The sequence below is a fragment of the Stenotrophomonas sp. Br8 genome (assembly GCF_014763005.1).
GTDB lineage: Bacteria > Pseudomonadota > Gammaproteobacteria > Xanthomonadales > Xanthomonadaceae > Stenotrophomonas > Stenotrophomonas lactitubi.
The window spans coordinates 251,641-271,875 of sequence record NZ_JACGTN010000004.1 but is presented as its reverse complement, the minus strand read 5'-3'; the positions used below and the strand labels follow the sequence as shown (position 1 = coordinate 271,875).

18 protein-coding genes and 3 pseudogenes are annotated in these 20,235 nt (G+C 59.9%); 13 read left to right on the top strand and 8 right to left on the bottom strand.

The features are described from left to right. Positions 1-52 precede the first annotated feature (52 nt). Both H3005_RS05085 and speA read right to left on the bottom strand, forming a co-directional pair. On the bottom strand, positions 53-373 hold the full coding sequence (locus H3005_RS05085; RefSeq protein WP_191077690.1) for a DUF6122 family protein: 321 nt from the start codon (positions 371-373) through the stop codon (positions 53-55). Between the two features lie 37 nt (positions 374-410). Continuing rightward, a complete protein-coding gene (gene speA / locus H3005_RS05080) occupies positions 411-2,300 on the bottom strand; it encodes an arginine decarboxylase (RefSeq protein WP_088101771.1) in 1,890 nt (629 codons plus the stop codon). Positions 2,301-2,479: 179 nt separating this feature from the next. Here speA and speE point away from each other — a divergent pair, with 179 nt between their 5' ends. Then, a complete protein-coding gene (speE, locus tag H3005_RS05075; RefSeq protein ID WP_191077689.1) occupies positions 2,480-3,334 on the top strand; it encodes a polyamine aminopropyltransferase in 855 nt (284 codons plus the stop codon). Positions 3,335-3,594: 260 nt separating this feature from the next. On the opposite strand, the gene H3005_RS05070 is transcribed toward speE, so the two are convergent. Beyond that, the gene (locus H3005_RS05070) at positions 3,595-4,500 is read right to left on the bottom strand and encodes an aspartyl/asparaginyl beta-hydroxylase domain-containing protein (protein ID WP_049465655.1); all 906 of its coding nucleotides are present in this window, start codon (positions 4,498-4,500) and stop codon (positions 3,595-3,597) included. A 441-nt stretch (positions 4,501-4,941) separates the two neighbouring features. Here H3005_RS05070 and H3005_RS05065 point away from each other — a divergent pair, with 441 nt between their 5' ends. Continuing rightward, entirely contained in the window at positions 4,942-5,601 is a 660-nt protein-coding gene (locus H3005_RS05065; RefSeq protein ID WP_089237465.1) for an RIO1 family regulatory kinase/ATPase, read from the top strand. A gap of 96 nt (positions 5,602-5,697) precedes the next feature. Here the strand turns inward: H3005_RS05065 and H3005_RS05060 are convergent, their stop codons facing one another. Continuing rightward, positions 5,698-6,036 carry a P-II family nitrogen regulator gene (locus tag H3005_RS05060; protein WP_025874559.1) on the bottom strand — a complete coding sequence of 113 codons (339 nt, stop codon included), beginning with the start codon at positions 6,034-6,036 and terminating at the stop codon, positions 5,698-5,700. Positions 6,037-6,194: 158 nt separating this feature from the next. On the opposite strand from H3005_RS05060, the gene H3005_RS05055 reads away from it, so the two are divergent. The 6 genes from H3005_RS05055 (at position 6,195) to H3005_RS05030 (ending at position 12,941) form a co-directional block, all read left to right on the top strand. Further along, positions 6,195-6,446, top strand: a complete 252-nt coding sequence (locus tag H3005_RS05055; protein WP_025874558.1) for an accessory factor UbiK family protein — start codon at positions 6,195-6,197, stop codon at positions 6,444-6,446. Positions 6,447-6,572: 126 nt separating this feature from the next. Then, entirely contained in the window at positions 6,573-7,007 is a 435-nt protein-coding gene (gene arr / locus H3005_RS05050; protein ID WP_191077688.1) for an NAD(+)--rifampin ADP-ribosyltransferase, read from the top strand. A gap of 760 nt (positions 7,008-7,767) precedes the next feature. Beyond that, positions 7,768-9,651 carry a hypothetical protein gene (locus H3005_RS05045; protein WP_191077687.1) on the top strand — a complete coding sequence of 628 codons (1,884 nt, stop codon included), beginning with the start codon at positions 7,768-7,770 and terminating at the stop codon, positions 9,649-9,651. 33 nt (positions 9,652-9,684) lie between these two features. Beyond that, positions 9,685-11,529 (top strand): hypothetical protein, encoded by a 1,845-nt coding sequence (locus H3005_RS05040; RefSeq protein ID WP_191077686.1) that lies wholly within the window; start codon positions 9,685-9,687, stop codon positions 11,527-11,529. A 511-nt stretch (positions 11,530-12,040) separates the two neighbouring features. Next, on the top strand, positions 12,041-12,397 hold the full coding sequence (locus H3005_RS05035; RefSeq protein ID WP_191077685.1) for a hypothetical protein: 357 nt from the start codon (positions 12,041-12,043) through the stop codon (positions 12,395-12,397). A 106-nt stretch (positions 12,398-12,503) separates the two neighbouring features. Beyond that, the gene (locus H3005_RS05030; RefSeq protein ID WP_331273735.1) at positions 12,504-12,941 is read left to right on the top strand and encodes a cold-shock protein; all 438 of its coding nucleotides are present in this window, start codon (positions 12,504-12,506) and stop codon (positions 12,939-12,941) included. A 23-nt stretch (positions 12,942-12,964) separates the two neighbouring features. Here H3005_RS05030 and H3005_RS21120 read toward each other — a convergent pair whose 3' ends face one another. Further along, complete coding sequence (locus H3005_RS21120) at positions 12,965-13,708, bottom strand: FtsX-like permease family protein (protein ID WP_331273734.1); 744 nt, start codon at positions 13,706-13,708, stop codon at positions 12,965-12,967. Between the two features lie 4 nt (positions 13,709-13,712). Here H3005_RS21120 and H3005_RS05020 point away from each other — a divergent pair. The 5 genes and pseudogenes from H3005_RS05020 to H3005_RS05005 form a co-directional block, all read left to right on the top strand. After that, a pseudogene (locus H3005_RS05020) lies at positions 13,713-13,901 on the top strand (IS3 family transposase); the annotation flags it as partial. A gap of 402 nt (positions 13,902-14,303) precedes the next feature. Further along, positions 14,304-14,522, top strand: coding sequence for a hypothetical protein (locus H3005_RS05015; protein ID WP_191077682.1), 219 nt, complete (start codon positions 14,304-14,306; stop codon positions 14,520-14,522). Positions 14,523-14,972: 450 nt separating this feature from the next. Beyond that, positions 14,973-15,179, top strand: a pseudogene (locus H3005_RS20895) (hypothetical protein); the annotation flags it as partial. A gap of 49 nt (positions 15,180-15,228) precedes the next feature. Then, a complete protein-coding gene (locus tag H3005_RS05010; protein ID WP_331273739.1) occupies positions 15,229-17,349 on the top strand; it encodes a peptidase domain-containing ABC transporter in 2,121 nt (706 codons plus the stop codon). Continuing rightward, on the top strand, positions 17,346-18,590 hold the full coding sequence (locus H3005_RS05005; RefSeq protein ID WP_191077681.1) for an HlyD family efflux transporter periplasmic adaptor subunit: 1,245 nt from the start codon (positions 17,346-17,348) through the stop codon (positions 18,588-18,590). Before H3005_RS05010 ends, H3005_RS05005 begins: the two co-directional genes overlap by 4 nt. Positions 18,591-18,671: 81 nt before the next feature. Here the strand turns inward: H3005_RS05005 and H3005_RS05000 are convergent. The 3 genes and pseudogenes from H3005_RS05000 to H3005_RS04990 form a co-directional block, all read right to left on the bottom strand. Next, a pseudogene (locus H3005_RS05000) lies at positions 18,672-18,868 on the bottom strand (IS3 family transposase); the annotation flags it as partial. 111 nt (positions 18,869-18,979) lie between these two features. Beyond that, on the bottom strand, positions 18,980-19,456 hold the full coding sequence (locus H3005_RS04995) for a nuclear transport factor 2 family protein (RefSeq protein ID WP_191077680.1): 477 nt from the start codon (positions 19,454-19,456) through the stop codon (positions 18,980-18,982). A gap of 63 nt (positions 19,457-19,519) precedes the next feature. Continuing rightward, a complete protein-coding gene (locus H3005_RS04990) occupies positions 19,520-20,089 on the bottom strand; it encodes a TetR/AcrR family transcriptional regulator (RefSeq protein WP_180165154.1) in 570 nt (189 codons plus the stop codon). Positions 20,090-20,235 lie beyond the last annotated feature (146 nt).

Here is a 20,235-nt window from a genome sequence, read left to right as displayed (position 1 = left end):
GGGTTATCGTGCACCCCGGTAGGTGTCGACCTTGGTCGACACGCATCAAGCATCAGCGGTGGTGCATCCACCAGCAGTCGATGGCATCCAGCACGATGTGGATCATCAGGCCAATCCCCACCAGCCGCGTCTTCTTCGGCACGCACAGGCCCGCATACACGACAATCGCCGGCGCGGTATGCAGTGGGTGGAAGCCGATGCTGCAGCGGTTCGGGGCGTAGATCGGGTCGGCCAGCAGATGGTCCAGGTCGATGATCCAGCCCAGCAGCAGCAACAGCCACGCCGACGCAAAGCGCTTGCGCCAGAACAGCCATGCCAGCAGGGCTGGCACGGCGGCATGCAGGAACAGGTGGAAGATCGCGCGTGCGCTCATCGGCAACGGTGGCGCCGGGCAGGCCCGGCGCCGTCCATCAGACCAGCGGTTCGTCGGATAGGTAGGTGTAACCAGTCAGGCCCGCTTCCAGCGCTTCGGACAGTTCCTGCGCGCGCTCCGGCGACAGGTCTGCCGATGCCACGCGGTCGGCGTAGGCTGCACGCAGGTCATCCAGCTTGTAGCCCACGTAATCCAGCATCACATCGGTGGTGTCGCCGCGACGCTGCTGGGTAATGGCATAGCCATCGGCATCGGCCAGCACTTCCACCGCATCGGTATCACCGAACAGGTTGTGGATGTCGCCGAGGATTTCCTGGTAGGCACCGACCATGAAGAAACCGATGCGGTAGCTCTCGCCGTGCTTGATCGCGTGCAGCGGCAGCGAGCTGTCCAGGCTTTCGTTCTCGACGTAGGTCTTGACCATGCCATCGGAATCGCAGGTCATGTCGGCGATGATGCCGCGGCGATCCGGCGTTTCGTTCAGGCGCTCGATCGGCACGATCGGGAACACCTGGTCGATCGCCCACGCATCGGGAATCGACTCGAACACGCTGAAGTTGACGAAGTACTTGTCGACCAGGCGCTCGTTCAGTTCATCCAGTGCCGGGCGATGGCTCTTCTCGTCGTAGCTCAGGCGCGCACGCACACCGTGGGCGATGGCATAGAACAGATCGTCGATCCGCGCACGCTGCGGCAGGTCGATCTGGCCCAGCGCATAGCTGGACAGGCCTTCGGCGTGGAAGTGCTGCGCTTCCTGGAACAGCTCCACCGCCGGACGCACGTCCAGCTCCTCGTGGATCTCGCGCAGGTGGCGGATCGAAGCCGGCTCGTCGTCGTGCTGATCCGGCACGCGGCCTTCCTGCGCCTGTTCCACTTCGGACACGTTGGCGATCAGCACCGCGTGGTGCGCGGTCATCGCGCGGCCGCACTCGGTGACGATGCGCGGCGGGGTCAGGCCGTGTTCTTCGCAGGCGTTGGCCAGCGGCTGCACGATGTTGCTGGCGTACGAATTCAGGCCGTAGTTGATCGAGCAGAAGCTGCGCGAACGGGTGCCTTCATAGTCCACGCCCAGGCCGCCGCCGACGTCGACGTGGGTGATCTTCGCACCCAGCTGTGACAGCTCGACGAAGTAACGGGTGGCTTCGCGCATGCCGTTGGCAATGTCGCGCACGTTGGAGATCTGCGAGCCCATGTGGAAATGCAGCAGGCTCAGGCAGTCGGCATATTCGGTATCGCGCAGCGACTTCCACAGGTCCAGCAGCTGGCGCGGGGACAGGCCGAACTTGGCCTTGTCGCCACCGCTGTTCTGCCACTTGCCGGCGCCCAGCGAGGCCAGGCGCATGCGCACGCCCAGGCCCGGCTTCACGTCCAGCGCCTTGGATTCTTCCAGCACCAGCTTCAGCTCGGACGGCTTCTCGATGACGATGAAGGTCTGCAGGCCCAGCTTGCGGCCGATCAGGGCCAGGCGGATGTACTCGCGGTCCTTGTAGCCGTTGCAGACGATCAGGCCACCCGGGCGCGACAGCGCCAGCACGGCCATCAGTTCCGGCTTGCTGCCCGCTTCCAGGCCGAAGCCCTCACCGTGGTGGCTGGCCAGGGTACCGGCCACGCCGCGGTGCTGGTTCACCTTGATCGGGTACACGGCGGTGTAGCCGCCCGGGTAGTCCCAATCCTGCTGGGCCTGGGCGAACGCCGCCTGCAGCTTGCCCAGGCGCTGGCCGAGGATGTCCGGGAAGCGCACCAGCAGCGGCAGCTTGGCGCCGGCCGCGCGCGCGGCATCCACCACCTTGGGCAGCGACACCACCGGGCCATCCGCCCCGGTCGGTCTCACCACCATGTGCCCGGCCTGATCCACGTCGAAATAACCATCCGCCCAGTGCGGGATCGAGTAGGTCTTGCGGGCTTGGTCGAGGGACCAATCGGTCATTGCAGTCGGCCTTGTGGCAAATAAAAGGGGGGGCATGATAACGCCTATATGCCCACAGGTTCGTTATCATGCGCGCCCGCGCCCGCGGCAGGTTCCAACCTGAACGGGCCGATCCGTCCGGATGCGTGGCACCCCGCCTTCAGCCCGGCTCCATCCCTTCCGAACAGGAATGCTTTCCCATGACTGACAACAGCAACTGGTACATCGAACACTTCGAGCGCACCGGCTCGGCCATCGGCTACCGCATCACCGGCAAGCTGGACGAAGTGCAGTCGCCGTTCCAGAAGATCGAGATCTTCCAGACCACCGACTGGGGCAACCTGATGACCATCGATGGGGCCATCATGCTGACCAGCAAGGACAACTTCTTCTACCACGAGATGATCAGCCACCCGGTGCTGTTCACCCACGCCGCGCCCAAGCGCGTGGTGATCATCGGCGGCGGCGACTGCGGCACCCTGCGCGAAGTGCTCAAGCACAAGGGCGTGGAGAGCGTGACCCAGTGCGACATCGACGAGCAGGTGACGGTGATGGCGCGCAAGCACTTCCCGGAACTGTGCGATTCCAACAACGACCCGCGCGCCGAGCTGATGTTCGATGACGGCGTGGCCTACATGGCCAACTGCCCGGCTGGCAGCGTGGACGTGGTGATCGTCGATTCGACCGATCCGGTCGGCCCGGGCGAAGGCCTGTTCAACAAGGCGTTCTACGAGAGCTGCTTCAAAGCCCTGAAGGACGACGGCATCCTGGTGCAGCAGTCCGAGTCGCCGCTGATGCAGCTGGAGCTGATCAACGAAATGCGTACCGAAATGGGCAAGGCCGGCTTCGGCTCGTTCAAGACCCTGCCGTTCCCGCAGCCGTGCTACCCCACCGGCTGGTGGAGCGTGACCCTGGCGCGCAAGGGCGACAGCAGCTTCGACTTCCGCCAGGCCGATTCGGCCGCCAAGACCTTCGACACCCTGTACTACACCGCCGCGCTGCACACCGGCGTGCTGGTGACCCCGCCGTTCGTGAAGGCGGCGCTGAAGGGTTGATCCTGTAGAGCCGAGCCCATGCTCGGCTGCTTCTGCGCGAAATGCAGCCGAGCGTGGGCTCGGCTCTACAACAGAACGCGCAGGGCCCAAAAACAAAAACCCGCGCTGGCGACAGCGCGGGTTTTTGCCTTCTGTAGAGCCGAGCCATGCTCGGCTGCTCTTCGGACAGGTTGCGGTAGACCAAGCCGAGCATGGGCTCGGCTCTACAACATGCCTCGCGGAGTCCTGTAGAGCCGAGCCCACGCTCGGCTGCTTTTCCCTCAAAGCGCCCAGATACCAGCGATCACCGCCACCACCAGGCCCCACTTGATCACCTGGTAGGCCACCACGCTGCGCTCGCGCAGGGCCTTGGCCTTCAGCCGCACCTTGTAGACGCTGCCGAAGGCCTTGTTGACGCCACCGGTCGGGTCACCCGGCAGGTTCGGCGATGCCCCACCGGCCAGCAGCGTGGACGCCACCAGGCGGTTGAACAGACCCGGCAGGCCGAAGCGCAGCGGACGGGCGATATCGCAGAACAGGATCACCCGGTCATCGGGCGTCTCGTTGTGCGCATGGTGGATGTAGGTTTCGTCGAACATCATCCACTCGCCGTCGCGCCAGCTCTTCTTGATGCCGTCCACTTCGATGTAGCAGGCATCGTTGTTGGGCGTAGCCAGGCCCAGGTGCAGGCGCAGCGAACCGGCAAACGGGTCGCGGTGCGGGCGCAGCTCACTGCCCGACGGCAGCTGCGCGAACATCGCCGCGCGCACGTCGGGCAGCGATTCCAGCAGCGCGGTGGTCTTCGGGCACATCGCCTTGGCGGACGGGTGCGAGGGGCCGTACCACTTCAAGTAGAAGCGCTTCCAGCCGCGGCGGAAGAACGAATTGAAGCCGGCATCGTTGAACGTGCTGGAGGCGGCGATCGCCTGCGCATCGCGCAGCGCCAGCGCCTCGTCGCGGATCATCTGCCAGTTCTGCCGCAGCGGCTCCAGCTGCGGGAATTCCTTGCCCGGGTCCAGGAACGGCGTGGTCGGCACCTTCGAGAACATGTACATGACCACGTTGATCGGGGCCATGAAGCTGGAATGGTCCAGCAGCTGGCGCGACCAGCGCGCACGGACCTTGCCACGGAAGTGGATGTACAGCACGCAGGACACGAACAGCGCCGCAAGTACGATTTTGATGATCAAAACACTTTCCTCCAGCACACGCCGGACAGGGAAACAGGGCGATGCGGCCGCAGGGCCGGCATCAGTGGGGGAACGCGGCAGGAGACGGGGACGTGCCGGGTGGGTGCGGCCGTCGATGTCGCGTGTAACAGCTTATGGTCGGCAGGCCGTGCGCCGGGGTCAAGCCGGGCGTGCGCGGCGCGCAGCGCTGCCGTGTGAGCGGAGACGGCCGGCCTTGCAAGCCATTGAAATTCAATGCCTTTTAAAAAAGTGAGACAGAATTGTCCGAATGTATGTGACGAACTGTTCCAGCCACGGCGCCGACATTTCTCCGACAAATCGTGGAATAGCGAACTCGCCGGTACTAAAATTGACTTAACGAAAGTTTAGCCAGTTCCCCCAGTCGTACCGGTTCGCTTGACGCTTCAGCGCCGCCCACCGGGTCGCCCGAGACCCCAGATGATCCCTTCCATTACCCCCTCCCCGTCCTGCGGCGATGACGCCGTGGCGCCGCTGCTGCTCAAGCGCGGTGAACGCTTCCTCGCCCCCGATGTCTACCGCACCTGTCTGGACGGCCGTCCGGCGGTGGTGAAGGACTACTCCCGCTACCGTGGCACCCCCGTGTCGCCGATCGCCCGGCTGATGGTGCGCCGCGAGGCGCGCATGCTGGAACGCCTGGGCGGCTGGAAGCACGCCCCGGCCCTGCTCGGCACCCTCGGCGGCCTGGCGCTGGGCATGGAATTCATCCCCGGCCAGACGCTCAGCACCGCGCAGGCGGTGGGCAATGAAGTGTTCGAGCAGCTGCAGCACGCGATCACCCGCCTGCATGCCGCCGGCATCACCCACAACGACCTGCATGGCACCAACGTGGTGGTCAGCGCCGGTGTTCCGGTGCTGCTGGACTTCACCTCGGCCTGGCGCGTACCGCGCTGGCTGCGCCGCAACCCGCTGAGCCGGCAGCTGAGCCGCAGCGACATGAAGAACCTGCTGAAGATGCGCCAGCGCGTGACCGGCCAGGCGCCGAGTGCCGCGCAGGCCGCGCTGGTGGCTGACCCGGGTTGGGTGGCGGCCGTGCGGCAGGGCTGGAAGCGGTTCTACAAGTGGGCGAAGCGCCGGTAGAGGTCGAGCTTGCTCGACCACTTTTCTGTAGAGCCGAGCCCACGCTCGGCTGCTCTTTGCACCCGCCGAGCGTGGGCTCGGCTCTACAAAAACGGCTTACAGCGCGTCCGCGTCCAGCTCACCCGTACGAATACGCACCACGCTGCCCAGGTCGTACACGAACACCTTGCCGTCTCCGATCTTGCCGGTCCCCGCTGCCTTCACGATGGCTTCCACCACCACGTCCACCTGATCGTCGGTGACCGCCACTTCCAGCTTCACCTTCGGCAGGAAGTCGACCACGTACTCGGCGCCGCGGTACAGCTCGGTATGGCCCTTCTGGCGACCGAAGCCCTTCACTTCCGTCACCGTGATCCCGGTGACCCCGCGCTCGGCCAGCGCTTCGCGCACGTCGTCGAGCTTGAACGGCTTGATCACCGCCATGACCATCTTCATCGTCTATCTCCTGTATTCCGGCGTGGAGGATAGCGCCTGAACGCGGCCGGTGCGAAACCCGCAGCGCCTGTCCGGCAGCCCGGGGCCAGCAGTATCCTTACTGCCGAACAGCTGTGGCCGCGCCGGATGCGCAGGCCCACCACCCCACGGAGCACCCCATGATCGACCTGAACCAAATCGATGACCTCGCCCGTCGCCTCAGCGACCTGGTGCCGCCGGGCCTGCGCGAATCGCGCGAGGAACTGCAGGCCACCTTCAAGAGCGCGCTGCAGGCGGGGCTGGCCAAGCTGGACCTGGTGACCCGCGAGGAATTTGAAGTGCAGCGTGCGGTGCTGCTGAAGACCCGCGAGAAGCTGGATGCGCTGGAAACAGCGGTGCGCGAGCTGGAAGGCCGCGGCAAGGCAGAATGAAAAAAGGAGGCGCACCGCGCCTCCCACTTACAGAGTATTTCCCTGATGGGGCCTTGCCGCAAGGCCCGCCCGGCGCCCTAGACTCGCCGGCCTGTCGATCCGGCAGGACAGGTAGGGGTAGTGCCGATGGCACAGGACACCGAATGGACACCCGTTTCGCATGACACCTGCGACCAGGTTGCCGGGCCGTTTTATCACGGCACCCGGGCTGACCTCTCGGTGGGCGAACTGCTGAGCGCGGGCTTCCGCTCCAACTATCGCGACAGCGTGGTGATGAACCACATCTACTTCACCACAATTGCAAAGGGCGCCGGGCTGGCTGCGGAGATGGCCAAGGGTGAGGGGCGACCGCGTGTGTATGTGGTGGAGCCGACCGGGCCGTTTGAGGACGACCCGAACGTGACCAACAAGAAGTTTCCCGGGAATCCGACGCGGTCGTATCGGAGTGCGGAGCCGTTGCGGGTTGTTGGGGAGATTACGGAGTGGGAGCTCTACGACGCGGAGTTCGTTCGGCAGTTGAGGGAGTTTGTTGCGTCCGGGAGTGGGGAGATCATCAACTGATGGAGGAATGAGGCTGACTCGACAAGTCGGCGTCTTCTTCCGCAGGGCACGGTTGCGCGCGTCTTCTTTCCTCTCAACCGCCAAAGAGAATTAAAAATGGGTCTGGCGCACATCACAACTGCTTACGCTAAGAGCGACGTATCGTCAGCCCGGAGAGAAGTGGACCTCATTCCAAGCTTGCTCCGCGAGTCGCCAGTTTCGCGATGAATAGCGCAGGCAGTCCGGTAAGCGCATGAGCGCACCCTCTCTCTACACTCACTTCGACTTTCCAAAGCAGTAGCCCGACTTATACCTCACCCAACTAATCACGCTGAAGGAAATCAGAAACTACGCACCGGCCATCCTTGCCGTCACCGGCCAGCCTGCGGGGCAGATCGCGCCTTCCGATAGCGCCCACCAAAAAAGCCCTATGTTCAGCTCAGGCAGGGCATTCGACAAGGGCATCCCTCGCTCAATTTCCTGCGCTGACAGATACATGCGCACAAGTAGTGCTTCCGCACTGGCGTCTTAAGGAATTTAGGGATCTTGAAAGGTTAGATCAAACTCTCTTCCGAACAAAAAAAAGACTCCACACACGACTTGGCGAGAAGCGGCCCATTCCGATGGTCCGCGGTACATCGATAAACGCTAGACTTAGCTTGCGGCCTCCATAGCGCCGGGATAAGGGGACATACATGGAAATTCGACTCAGTCATGGAGCGGTACGCGTGTTGCCGTTCCTAAGCTCTGATGCTTACTCTCCGCTAGGAGGGCCACAGGAATGACTGCGCCTGCATATCAGTTCAGGCAGCGACTGAAGGGAGCTTGGCTGCACATTCTGGCTGCCACTCGAGCATTCAAGCGCCTACCTTCGGAAGAACAGGGACTCGAGACGCTTACACCGGTTCTGCTTGAACCAGCGCAATCTAGGCGCTACGAGCAGGAAATGGCGAGAGCCATGACCAATCCGCATGTGCGCAACATCGCAATCACCGGCGGGTACGGCGCGGGGAAGAGCAGTCTTATCCGAACATTCAAGGAGAACCACCGCGGCTTTACATACGCGTCGGTCTCGCTAGCGACATTTCGGAAAGATGGCATCGTTGCGGAAAGCGCAGATGAAGCGGAGATGCCGCCGCTCGGTAGTGCGCGTTCCAAAGCACAAAAATCTGCCGATGAGGATGTGCGCCTCCTAATCGACCGCATCGAGGAAACCATCGTTCAGCAGCTCCTATACTCGGTCCCCGCAACCAGCCTCCCTCGCACTCGCCTTAAACGAATCATCCAGCCATCCCGCTACCGAGCCTGGCTCACTACATTCTGCCTTAGTCTGGCCATCCTGGCTGGAGCTAGGCTTTACTTGTTCGGGGCCAATCCGCCCAAAAACTTAACTCTCAACTGGCTCGCCACAAAATTAGCATGGCTACCGCCCTCTTGGGCACTTGCGATGGTGTTCGCCGCAGCAGTGTGGATCGTATATCAGCTCGTACGATCCATGTCATTGCTCAACATCGACGGCTGGTCAATTAAGGGCGGCAAAATCGAAAGCCTCCAGCACAGCTCTGTACTCCACAAGAATGTTGATGAAATAATATATTGCTTTCAGAGCAGCAACATTGATGTAGTGATAATTGAAGATCTAGACAGATTCGGAATACAGGATGTTTTCTTTCGACTTCGCGAAATCAACGCCATAGTAAACGAGTCCCCCCAGATAAAGCGAGATATCCGCTTTATCTATGCACTGAATGACGAGCTCTTTGCGGGAAGCGAGAAGACCAAGTTCTTCGATGTCGTTCTTCCGGTGGTGCCAGTGATCAATAAAGAGAACTCGCATGCCAAGATGATCGAACTTTTAGGTCAGCGAATTCTAGACGGAAAATCATTCGCGCAGCGAATTGACGACGAACTCGTGGAGACCGTCTCCTATCGTGTCGACGATATGCGACTTGTAAAGAACATAGTCAACGAACTCGATATTTTTGCGAATATTTTGGCTACAGATCTCCCGTTGGCTTGGAACAAACTATTCGCGCTCATTGTTGTAAAAAACCTTCACTCGGATCAGTACTGGCAACTCTCAAAGCGCACAGGATTTCTGTATGAGCTAATCTCTGGCTACTCGTCGTGGCGAAACAAGTGCTCCGAGGAATTAAGGCTTAAAATCGCCGAAATCGAGCGCTTGCAGGCGCGCAAGATCAAAGACGCCGCGACCAGTAGATCGGAGCTAAGGGCATGCGTTTGGTATCACGCCCAGTTGCACGCTAACTCTCACAATGCCAGCCATATCCACTGGAATGGCAATCACGTTTCCTTCATGGAGTTCTTAGAGGATGGCAGGTTCACGGAACTGGCGACAGCTAGCCAAACGATGCAGTTCGTAGCGAGTGGTTCGCGCACAGGCCAGCGGTTCCATATGCCGTCGGTTCTTCTCGAGACGAATTACCTTGAGCGACTCGGCGTAGTGGAGGCCGACAACGGCGAACTCCAAAGCCAAATAGCAGCAACGCACGAAGCGCTAAGAGATTTGCACAAGCTTCCGCTTTCTGATGCCCTGCGCGGCGGTTACCAGGAGGAATACACTAAGGAACTGTCGGAAAATGAAACTATTCGCTACCTACTAGTCGCTGGCCACCTTGATGAGGACTACGCCGATTATCTTTGACACTTCTACGGCCATGCGATTGGCCGCGATGATATGGAGCTAGTCCTGAAGCTTAGGCAGGGCGAGGTTTGCGATGTGCAGGCAAATATTAAGGAACCCGTCAAGCTTCTGAAGAAGATTCGGCCACGGAACATTGATCAGGGCAGAGGCATCATCGCTGAGCTGTTGCTCCACCTAGCAATCAGCTACCGTGACACAAAAATACCCACTAACGTTGATCACCTCCAACGCATCTTAAGCGACGCCCTAGACCACCTGCCTCGCTTCCTTCAATCTCTCGACGTCCTAATTGAAAGAAATGAAGCGGCGGCGCTAGTTCAAGCCGTCTTCCATCTTCGATCCAACCTATTCAGCTCTATCCTCACGAGTCAAGATCCATCGTTAGACTCCCCAGTCCCCAGCCGCGTCCTGGCCGTTCTCAGCGCGCTTGAACTTGCTCAGCTTAAAGCTATCAGTGAGTCCGACTCCTCTTTCAAGAAGCGTATTGAAGCGCTTCATGATGTGACGTTGCTAATTACGCATCTACCCCGAACATCCCCTGGGTGGCGGTGGATCGGCGAAGCGCAGGTACGCTTCAGTAGACTTAATCAAAGAACGTCGCCAGAAGTGCTTTCCGAGCTGATTGCGCTGGACGCGCTTTCACCTAGTGTATCAATGCTAAGGCTTGTGGCCCTTAATGGTCAGCAGCCCCCAGAACATCAGCCGCCGGTTACAATATCTCAACTGATTGCATCAGAGCGCATTTCCGGACTTCGCGAATTCATTACGAAATACGCAGACACCATTATTAGCGAACTGGTCGCCCAAGCGGTGAAGCTGGATGAGTCAGCCGATGTGGTTCTGATGGCAACTAAAGCGATCAAGGACAACGAAAAGCTGGCGCGTCGCTACTTTACCTTGACTTCGTGCTCGTTCCCTGCACTGGATGATCTTGATCCGCACTTATGGGATAGCGCCATGCGTGCCAACAGGATCACAGACAGGGTCGGCGCTCTAAAATCATACGAGGCTCAAAGGCCACGCACTGGCGACAACTTGAAAGATGAGATTGATGAGAGAGCGATCCGAATCATTCTCAGTGACTACGCCACGCAGGATGCAGAGACGCTTGGTCGGGCACTGTGGACTGGCAAAGAGGAAGATGAGCGCTTACAAGAGTGGATTGCAACCGAGTCCAACCTAGACGACGAGGCAGTTCTCGCCCTTACTTCAACCATGGTTATTACCGCTTCCGAGATTCTGACCGACGCTGTCTCTGACAGCCGGCTGCGCCTATTGGCTCAACACGGTCGGCTTGAGCTTTGTGAGAGCATTTGGACCGTGCTCGCCGAGCGGGATTTCACTGCATTGGCCTCCTATGTTGGGTGCCAATGGAATGACGTACGCCTAACTGAATTGGAGTCGCGAATCGATTTCCCGCTTGCCACTCGCCTCTACCTAGTTGGCGCAATGCCTATTGACGATGCGCTGCGAGTCTTTGCGGTAATGGGCGAGGATCTACTCAACGAGAAGGAAGAAGTTCTTGGTCATCTAGCCGAGCAAGCCACGAAGGCTGGCATGGCTTTCCAGATCGGCCTCGCTGAATTGGCCTCCAAGAAGTTGCAGTCTGGGACCTATGAGAAAAAATGGACAATGAGCCTTCTCGTGCAAGCGATGCCGGTCATATCTTGGCCGGTGGCGTCAGTTGCTTTGATCGCCCTTGGTGGAGACCTGGCCAGATTGGCTGAAGGCCGGAGCGTCGAGATACCCCATACTGATGGGGTCCCGAGGTTGCTTAATGCGCTCAAGGATCGCGGATTTGCCTCAAGCTCTAGCCCGGGCAAGAATGGCACTAAGGTCAATATGAGACGAAAGCTAGGCGACCAAATGCGGACCTAGCACTAGTGACGGCTCTGGTTCACTACTCAGGCAATGACATTCTCAAGTCCCCTTGCATAGGCAACCGTCGGCGCCATGGCTGAGCTTTGTCGTATTTCCCTCACCTAGTGTCGTCCAGAGGATGAACCGGGCGGACTCATCACACAAAGGCCAAGAGTCCTGCCCTCAACGCGTCTCGCAGCGCTGGCCCCTATGCGAGAATGCTAAAAACGTCTCGGGCTTTGGCGGCATTGACCCCAACCCCTTGGCATTTCCAACAACATCAGGCAACTCTGGTAGGGCCACCGACAACGGGTGGCCGGGCGTCGAAAACCCGATTGCTGTTGTTGTTTACGCTTGTCAGCCGGCACCACCCCGCGTGGTGCCGGCTGGCAATCCGTCTGCCGGCTATGGCGGGCGGTGCGTGGGGGTCTTGTACCCGCCGGCCTTACAACAGCAACCGGTTTTCGAGCCACGCATCGTCCGCCACCTTTATCGGTGGCGGCTTCTGCCTGCTTGCACGGAGCCTGCCATGACCACACCGCACTCCCCTCACCCGCGCCCCATCCAGGAAGCGCCCTCGCCCGCCCCTGCCCTGGACCCCAACAGCCTCATCGCCATCCTTCGCAGCATCGGCGCAGGCGCTGCGGCCGACGGTCAGCCGTGGCCCGAACACCATCACCTGCGCAGCAGGCAGATGCAGTTGTCCGACGCCGACTGCGCGCTGACGGGCCAGCGCGTCGTGCAGGAGATCCTGCTGGCGGCCGAGCGCACGCGCCAAAACGGTAAGCCCGATCAGTACGTGGGCGACCGGGTGATGGAGGGGCTGGTGATGGCCGATATCGCACTTACCGCCTTCATCCACGAACGGGTGCGGCCAGGGGAGTGACAGCGCGCTTGTGAACGTGGCCTTCTTCCCATTCCCGGCGCTACGAATGAAGAGGCGCGGCCTTGCCGCTGCGGCACTGTGCGTCCTCTTGGCCATCGTAGTGTGGATGCACTGGCCCAAACCTGCAGGCGAGCAGGTGTGGGCCTATCAAACGCTGCATGCGTTCGATTACCGGTTGCTGCGAAGTGATGCGCTCGGCTTCGTGGCCGCGAAGGCCCAGGAAGGTTTTGAACTGCACACGCGCTATTCCGAAGCGACATCCTTCGAAATCCGGTGCAAGGGCGTTCGGGTGCTGGCGGTGGAGAACGCATCGCCGCGCGTGGTGATCCGAATCCCTACGGATGCATTGCGGCGTGCGCCTGATATCGCATACCTGCACGCCAACTTCCGCCGTTGGCTGAGCCAGGACCCGAGCCGCGCGCGGTTGCTGGTGGCGCCTGACGAGCCGTCGTGGTTCGAGGCGAGGTTGCGTAGCGTCGCAGGGCGCGTGCCCCGCAAGCAGCGGTGCGGGCTCGACGCTACCGTTGACCCGCACCGCTCGTAAGGAACGGTGCGCTGGCAGAAGCACTAGCCGGATGACCGGCCAGTAAGCATCACGCGCTGCAGGATCGCTACCGGGGCTTCTTTGGCTGCTCGTCGGGCCGGAGCATAGGCTGCGGCCTGGCCCAACAGAAGCACGGTCAGCACGCCAATCGCGAGAAATGGCGCCTCGATCCTGGCTACCTCGTAGTACCGGGCCACGGCCATGTTCAGACCGATGGCCAGTGCGGTGCCGACAGCAGACCCGGCGGCGGTGAGAATCAGGTTCTCCACCAGGAAGTACCGCAGGATGTCGGATTTGCGGGCGCGCAGTGCGCGCCGGATACCGATCTGACGATACCGCTTGCGGACCCAGAAGCTGGCCAGTCCATACACGCCCGTTGCAGTTACCACCAACAGCGCCAACCCGGAGCTCAGGAACATGATCGCCATGGTTTGATCGTGGCGGAAGTAGTCGGCGCGCAGCTCCCGGAACGAGATGCTGCGGGCGATGGTGCGGTTCGCATCGCGCTGCGACAACGCGGCCTCACTGGACGCAATCACGTCCGCCACTCGCCCATCCGCAGCACGGATGGTGAACATCACGCGGGGCCCGTCCGGAATCAACGGCAGGATGAGTGACATGTCATTGTCTGCATCGGTCTTCAGAACAGGCCGGGAAAGCGTCTTGACCACGCCGACCACCTGGATGGGGTGCTGCGCATCGGCATACAGGAACTTGCCGACGGCGCCGCCCCCCGGAAACAGCTTGTCCGCCAGTGCCTGCGACACAACGGCCTCGCTCGCCGAGAACTTCTTCCAACTTCTCAAGCGCGAGCGCTTCAAACGCCGGATCAACGTGACACGCAAGGAAGCAAAGTCCTACGTCTTCAACTGCATCGAGATGTTCTACAACACCAGACGACAGAAAGGACACAACAACGGGCTGTCTCCGGTGGAGTTCGAAAAGCAGCATTCACAATGAAGCTTCGGGGTGTCTACAGAAACCGGGGTGATTCAACATCGCATGGGCACCTGAACTTCCTCGCCGGGCAAGCAATGTCGTATTTGCCACGCACTGAATCCTCTACCGGAAGAACCTGACGAAGCGGCCCATGCCCGCCGGATGCGATGTCCCGCAAGGGCTCATGAAATGCCCCCCCCCTATGCAACAACGCCAAAGACATCCCGGGTTTTGACGGCATTGCCCCAACCCCTTGGCTTTTGCAACAACATCAGGCAACTCTAATAGCGCCACCGTCAACAGGGTGGCCGGGCGTCGAAGACCCGATTCACTGATGGAAAACAGAAGCTTTTCCTGGGGATTTGTCAAAAAAATCTCGACCCCGGGCGCGGGGATCTGCGCAATCTAACTAGGAGTTCCATAATGCGTAATCTGACACATGCAGAAGTAATCGAGGTTAGCGGCGGAAATCAAGGAGCAAGCATTTACACTCCAGAGAGTCACCAGCAGTTTCGAGATATGGCGGTGGGGGCTGCTGCTGGTGGCTTGACAGGTGGCCCTATTGGCTTTGCTGTCGGCCTGGTAGCGGGTGCGATTACCGGCTATCGCAAGCCCGTTCCAGTTACGAAAAGAGAAAGATAATTCTCAAGGGTGCCGCCGTGAAAATCGACGGCACCTGACTGAAAGAATTCATAGCAAGAGGAATAGACTGCATGATTTATCCGAAACCATTACTTGCACTATGGCTATTAAAGAAGGTTGGCCGATCCATTGGTGTGGATCAACTTCAGCATCACTTCGGCTTGCGGTGGTCTATCAATTCTCTGAACTTCCTCATGACCTGGGGCGCCGGGGCCATAATTATCTGGGCAATAATTGGCTCTAGAAATATATGGAGCACGGGACTGATCTCTGTAGTGGTAGGCTCACTTGCTTATGGGGCACTTGTGGCAGCTACAGAGCAGAGAAAGGTTCGCCCACCTGACAATTAATTTCGTGTAAAAGCGCAATAGAAAAATGGACCAGCTTTCGCAGCCCTTCTACTTTCTTCAGCTCTTGCGCCGGTGTACACAGAGGGATGCTCTGCCGGTGGTGCCGGCCGCTCGCCTGCAGCCTGATGGATTGCGCCAGAGCAAGCCGACCCGGCGCGCGATCTTCTTTGCCGAAGTAGAGCAGGTAGTGCCATGGGAGGGGTTGTAGGCATTCGTTGACCCGCACTACTTGGGTGCTGGGCGTCGTGGCCGACAGCCTTATCCGCTAGAGACCATGCGCCGTGTGCATCTGCTACAGCAGTGGTACAACAAGGACTTTCAAATCCTCCTTTCACACTTTCTGAAGATCTTAGTTTATTGACGCCGTCACTCAATCCGAAGCGGCGGAATGCGGACTTGCATGCTTGGCCATGGTTGCATCACATCATGGCAACAAGATTGGACTCCGAGAACTCCGTCGCCGCCATGCCCTTTCTCTTAAGGGTGCGACTCTGGCTCAAATTATTGAAATCGGGGGAGCGCTCGGCTTTCGCTGCCGCCCACTACGCCTAGACCTGGAGCACTTGAGCCAACTTCTACTGCCTTGCATCGCGCACTGGGACCTCAATCACTTCGTCGTGATCAACAAGGTGCATCGCAATGGCGTTACCGTTCTGGATCCGGCCTTTGGCAAGCGCAAGCTTTCCTTGGAGGAAGTCTCAAGGCACTTCACTGGAATCGTTCTGGAGTTGCATCCAACTGCCGAGTTCCGGGCTACCCCTCGCCCGCCGGCCGTCTCGCTTGCACAGCTGACAGGAAGGATCGACGGGCTCTGGCAGGCCTTTGGCTTGCTGCTGCTCCTGTCCCTTGCTCTTCAGGTGTTCGTCCTGATAGCACCATTCTTCATGCAATGGACCGTCGACCAAGCGCTCATTGCCCATGACAGAGACTTGCTGACCGTACTGGGCACGGGGTTTGCCTTGGCGCTGCTGCTGCAGGTCTGCATCGGGCAGATCCGAGGCCGAGCGGTCATCTACCTGTCGAACCGGCTTAACCTCCAATGGACCGGGAACGTCTTCCGGCACCTGCTGCATTTGCCCTTGGACTTCTTTGAGAAGCGCCATCTAGGTGATGTCACCTCACGGATGGGAAGCGTCCAATCCATCCAGCAGACATTGACGACAAGCTTCGTAGAGGCGCTTATTGATGGCCTAATGGCGATTATTACGCTGGGAATGATGCTGCTCTACAGCTGGAAGCTTGCGCTGGTCACGCTGCTTGCGGTTGCTCTGTATGCAGTCGCGCGTGCCTGTGCCTTCGCGCCCCTCCGGCGAGGCACAGAGAAGCAATTGATCGCCGGTGCACGCCAAGAGAGCCATCTGCTTGAGTCCATTCGCGGAGTTCAATCGGTAAAGGTCGCCGGCCGAGAATCCGTTCGCCAAGCAGGCTACTTCAACCTTATGAACGAAACGGTCAATCAAGACGTTTGGCTCTCGAAGTTTGGGCTGAGCTTCGGTGGCGCCAATCACTTGCTGTTTGGGCTGGAGCGCGTTGCGGCTATTTGGCTGGGTGCACTACTGGCGATGGAAAACGTGTTCTCCGTCGGCATGCTGATTGCTTACCTCGCCTACAAAGACCAGTTTTCACAGCGGGTGGGAGCGTTGATCGACAAGTGGGTGGAATTCCGCATGCTTCGCCTGCACGGCGAACGACTCTCCGACATTGTTCTCGCCGAACCAGAGAGCCTCACTTCCAGCACCAGCGCTCTGTCGCCGGACGGCATCCGAATTGAGGTCGAAGGGCTTGGCTTCCGCTATGCCCCAGGAGAACCATGGGTGCTGAGGAACTGCAGCTTTGTGGTGGATCCTGGTGAATCCGTCGCCATCATCGGCCAATCCGGCTGCGGAAAGACCACACTGGTCAAGATACTCCTTGGCCTTCTCCAGCCGACGGAAGGTGAGATCCGCATCGGAGGCGTGCCTCTGTCAAAGATCAGCGTAAGCGAGTATCGCCGCATGGTCGGCGCGGTGATGCAGGATGACCAGCTCTTCGCGGGAAGTGTCAGCGAGAACATCGCCTTCGAAGACGATCACCATGATGAAGCCAGGGTGCGTGAAGCCGCACAGTTGGCCGCCGTGCATGACGATATCGCAGCGATGCCCATGGGCTACAACAGCCTGATCGGCGACATGGGGACGACCCTCTCTGGCGGTCAGAAGCAGCGGGTGATCCTCGCACGCGCGCTGTATCGCGAGCCCCGGTTGCTCTTCCTGGACGAGGCAACCAGCCATCTGGATGTTGAGCGGGAAAGGCTGGTGAATGAAGCCGTCGGGCGGCTTGAGCTGACCCGGGTGATCATCGCCCATCGCCCAGAGACCATCGCCAGTGCCGACCGGGTGCTGATCATGCACGCCGGTGCTGTGGCACGCGTCCTGACGCAGAACGCGTCAAGCTCCATGGAGGCGGCACAAGGTGGCGTCGAGGAGGTCCCGGCATGAGTGGCCTATTCCGCAAAGAAGCCATCGATGCCCAGCGGCGAAGTTGGCTTGGTGGAGTATCCCTGGCGCAACCGCTCCGCTTCTGGATTCTGGCGGTGTTCGCAGCGATGGCTGCCTTGGCCATCGTCAGCTTCCTTTGCTTGGCCGAGTATTCACGCAGATCGAGGGTTTTGGGTGAGCTTGTGCCCGATCTCGGGCTTTCCACTATGGTCGCTCCGTCGGCAGGTGTGGTTGCGAGACTGGATATTGAAGAAGGGGATCACGTCCAACGCCAGGACGGGCTGCTGACGATCAACGTGCCGCGGGTCACCTCCTCAGGACAGGATGCCGTGTCGACCTTGCTTGAGGCACAACGCTCCCGTATGACCAGTGTGGAGGCGATGAGCGGATTTCAGGACAGGCAGCTCTCAGCACAGCAGGAGGGTGCGAAGGCCCAACGCACTGCGCTGCTGCGCGAGCTTTCGCAGATCGAGGCAGAGATCCACACCCGCGGCGAGCAGGTGCGAATTGGTCGCGAGACCCTCGCCCGATATCGGAGCGTCGAGGTTGAGCGCTACGTAAGCCTGGTTCAGATCAACCAACAAGAGCAATCGATGCTCGAGGCGGTCAACGCACAACAAGCGCTTCAACGCCAAGCGACCTCAATTCGGCGGAACTTGGCCGAACTGGAACAGCGGCTTGCAGAAATTCCCCATCAGAGGCTCTCCGCCAAGGCGGCTTCTGAACGTGATCTGGCTGCATTGAGTCAGGAGACCGTCCGGATGGAGGCCGACGGAGAGCTGCTGCTTCGAGCACCGGTAACGGGATTGGTGGCAAATCGACTCGTCGAGGCAGGCCAGGCGGTGCAGCCGGGACAGCCCATTCTCAGCCTGCTTCCCAAGGGGTCCGAGCTTAGAGCACAGCTGCTGGTGCCCAGTTCGGCCATTGGGTTCGTCAAATCAGGCGACCGAGTTCTCCTGCGCTATCAAGCTTATCCTTACCAGAAGTTTGGAGCCCACGAAGGAACGGTCATCCGCATCTCTCGCAGCGCGCTGACGGGATCCCAGAAGGACGGCGATGCAAAGCGGTCCCTGTATCGAGTCCTGGTCTCGTTGGATCAACAGGGAGTGCTGGCTTACGGTAAGACGGAACCACTTCGTCCTGGCATGCAGCTGGAAGCCGACATCATGGGCGAGCGCCGCAAACTCTATGAATGGCTGTTGGAGCCTCTCTATTCCGTTAGCGGGAAGCTGGGCACTTAGTTGTGTAATCCCGCGACGTTGTTCAGCGGAATCCTCGAAATAGATGGCCTGCGGCCGATCTCCGAGTAGGTGGGTGGGGTTCTACCCCGAAATCACGGACGGTTGTAGAAGGGCTGCAAACTTCCGATCTAGCTGGACGATCCTTCGCCGCATGGATGGGGGAGTCGCTCGATGTCGTCAAACACATCCGCTCGTGCCGCATCCAGTGGGGTGTAGTTCGTTCGATAGATCCGCTCGCGTTTGAGCAGGCCAAAGAAGCCTTCGCGCGCGGCTTTCTCCATTGGCGACCCACTACGTGATGGCTGCTGCGCAGCCGCTTGCGGCCAAGATCAGCACCCTCGCGAGCTGGGCGTGCGCTGGATCAAGCCGCTGCGACAGACCCAGCAAGCTTACATGCCCAGATCGGACAGCCCTGGATGATCATACGGGCGACGCCCCAGCGGCCAGTGGAACTTGCGCTCGCTTTCCTTGATGGGCATGTCGTTGATGCACGAGAAGCGACGCACCATCAAACCATCCGCCCCGAATTCCCAGTTCTCGTTTCCATACGAGCGGAACCAGTTGCCGGAATCGTCGCGCCATTCGTACGCATAGCGCACGGCGATACGGTTCCCGGTAAAGGCCCATAGTTCCTTGATCAGGCGGTACTCCAGCTCCTTCTTCCATTTGCGCGCAAGGAACTGCCGGGCTTCCTCCCGACCGTCGGTAAACTCGGCACGATTACGCCACGTGGTGTCGAGCGAGTAGGCAAGCGCGACCTTGTCGGCATCGCGGGTGTTCCAACCATCTTCGGCAAGGCGAACCTTCTGGATCGCCGATTCAAGGGTGAAGGGGGGAAGCGGGGGACGGGTTTCAGCAGCGGACACGGTGTGACCTCCAGTCAAAATGGATGAACGGGTTGCTTCAACGGATTCGGTGTCGCCCGGGCGCTAACGCGTGGCCTGTTTCAGCAGCAACTGCGCGACGTCTCTTGCATTGTCTGCGGCGTCGTAGTCGCCCATTACGCGCGATATGGTGATTGCGCCTTCCACCAGCACCAGCAGTTGCCGTGCCAGAGTGGCCGGCTGCTTGATGTCCAGCTGGCCTGTGAGCTCAAGCGTGTAGTCGAGCAGTTTCCGTTTATGGTGCTTGGCGATCACCCTGATCGGATCATCGGGATTTCCGACTTCGCCTGCGGTGTTGATGAACGCACAGCCGCGGTAGCCTTCCGACTGGAACCACCCCTTGAGCACGGTGAACATGCGCAGGATGCGTTCTTCGGGGCCATCGGCCTTGTTGCATTCCTGCATGAACCAGTCGAGCCAACGCACGTCGCGCGCACTCAATGCAGCGGCTGCGACCTCGTCCTTGTTTTCGAAATGACGGTAGATGCTCTTGCGGGCGACGCCGGAGGTCTTCACCAGCAGGTCCATGCCCGTGGCATGGATACCGTTCTGATAGATCAGCGCTTCGACCGTTGCCAGGATCTTCTGCTTGGTGTCGGTCATGGGCTTGTCCATAGCGCCAAGGTAGAACGCTCGTTCCACCTTGTCAACACGTAGTTTGTTGGGTCATACGGCAGCGCATTACGCGTGGGCGTGGCCTGCGGGCCAGAATCCACCTAGGCGCATCACCTGCAAGCCCCGATAGCACCCGCAGACCGCCG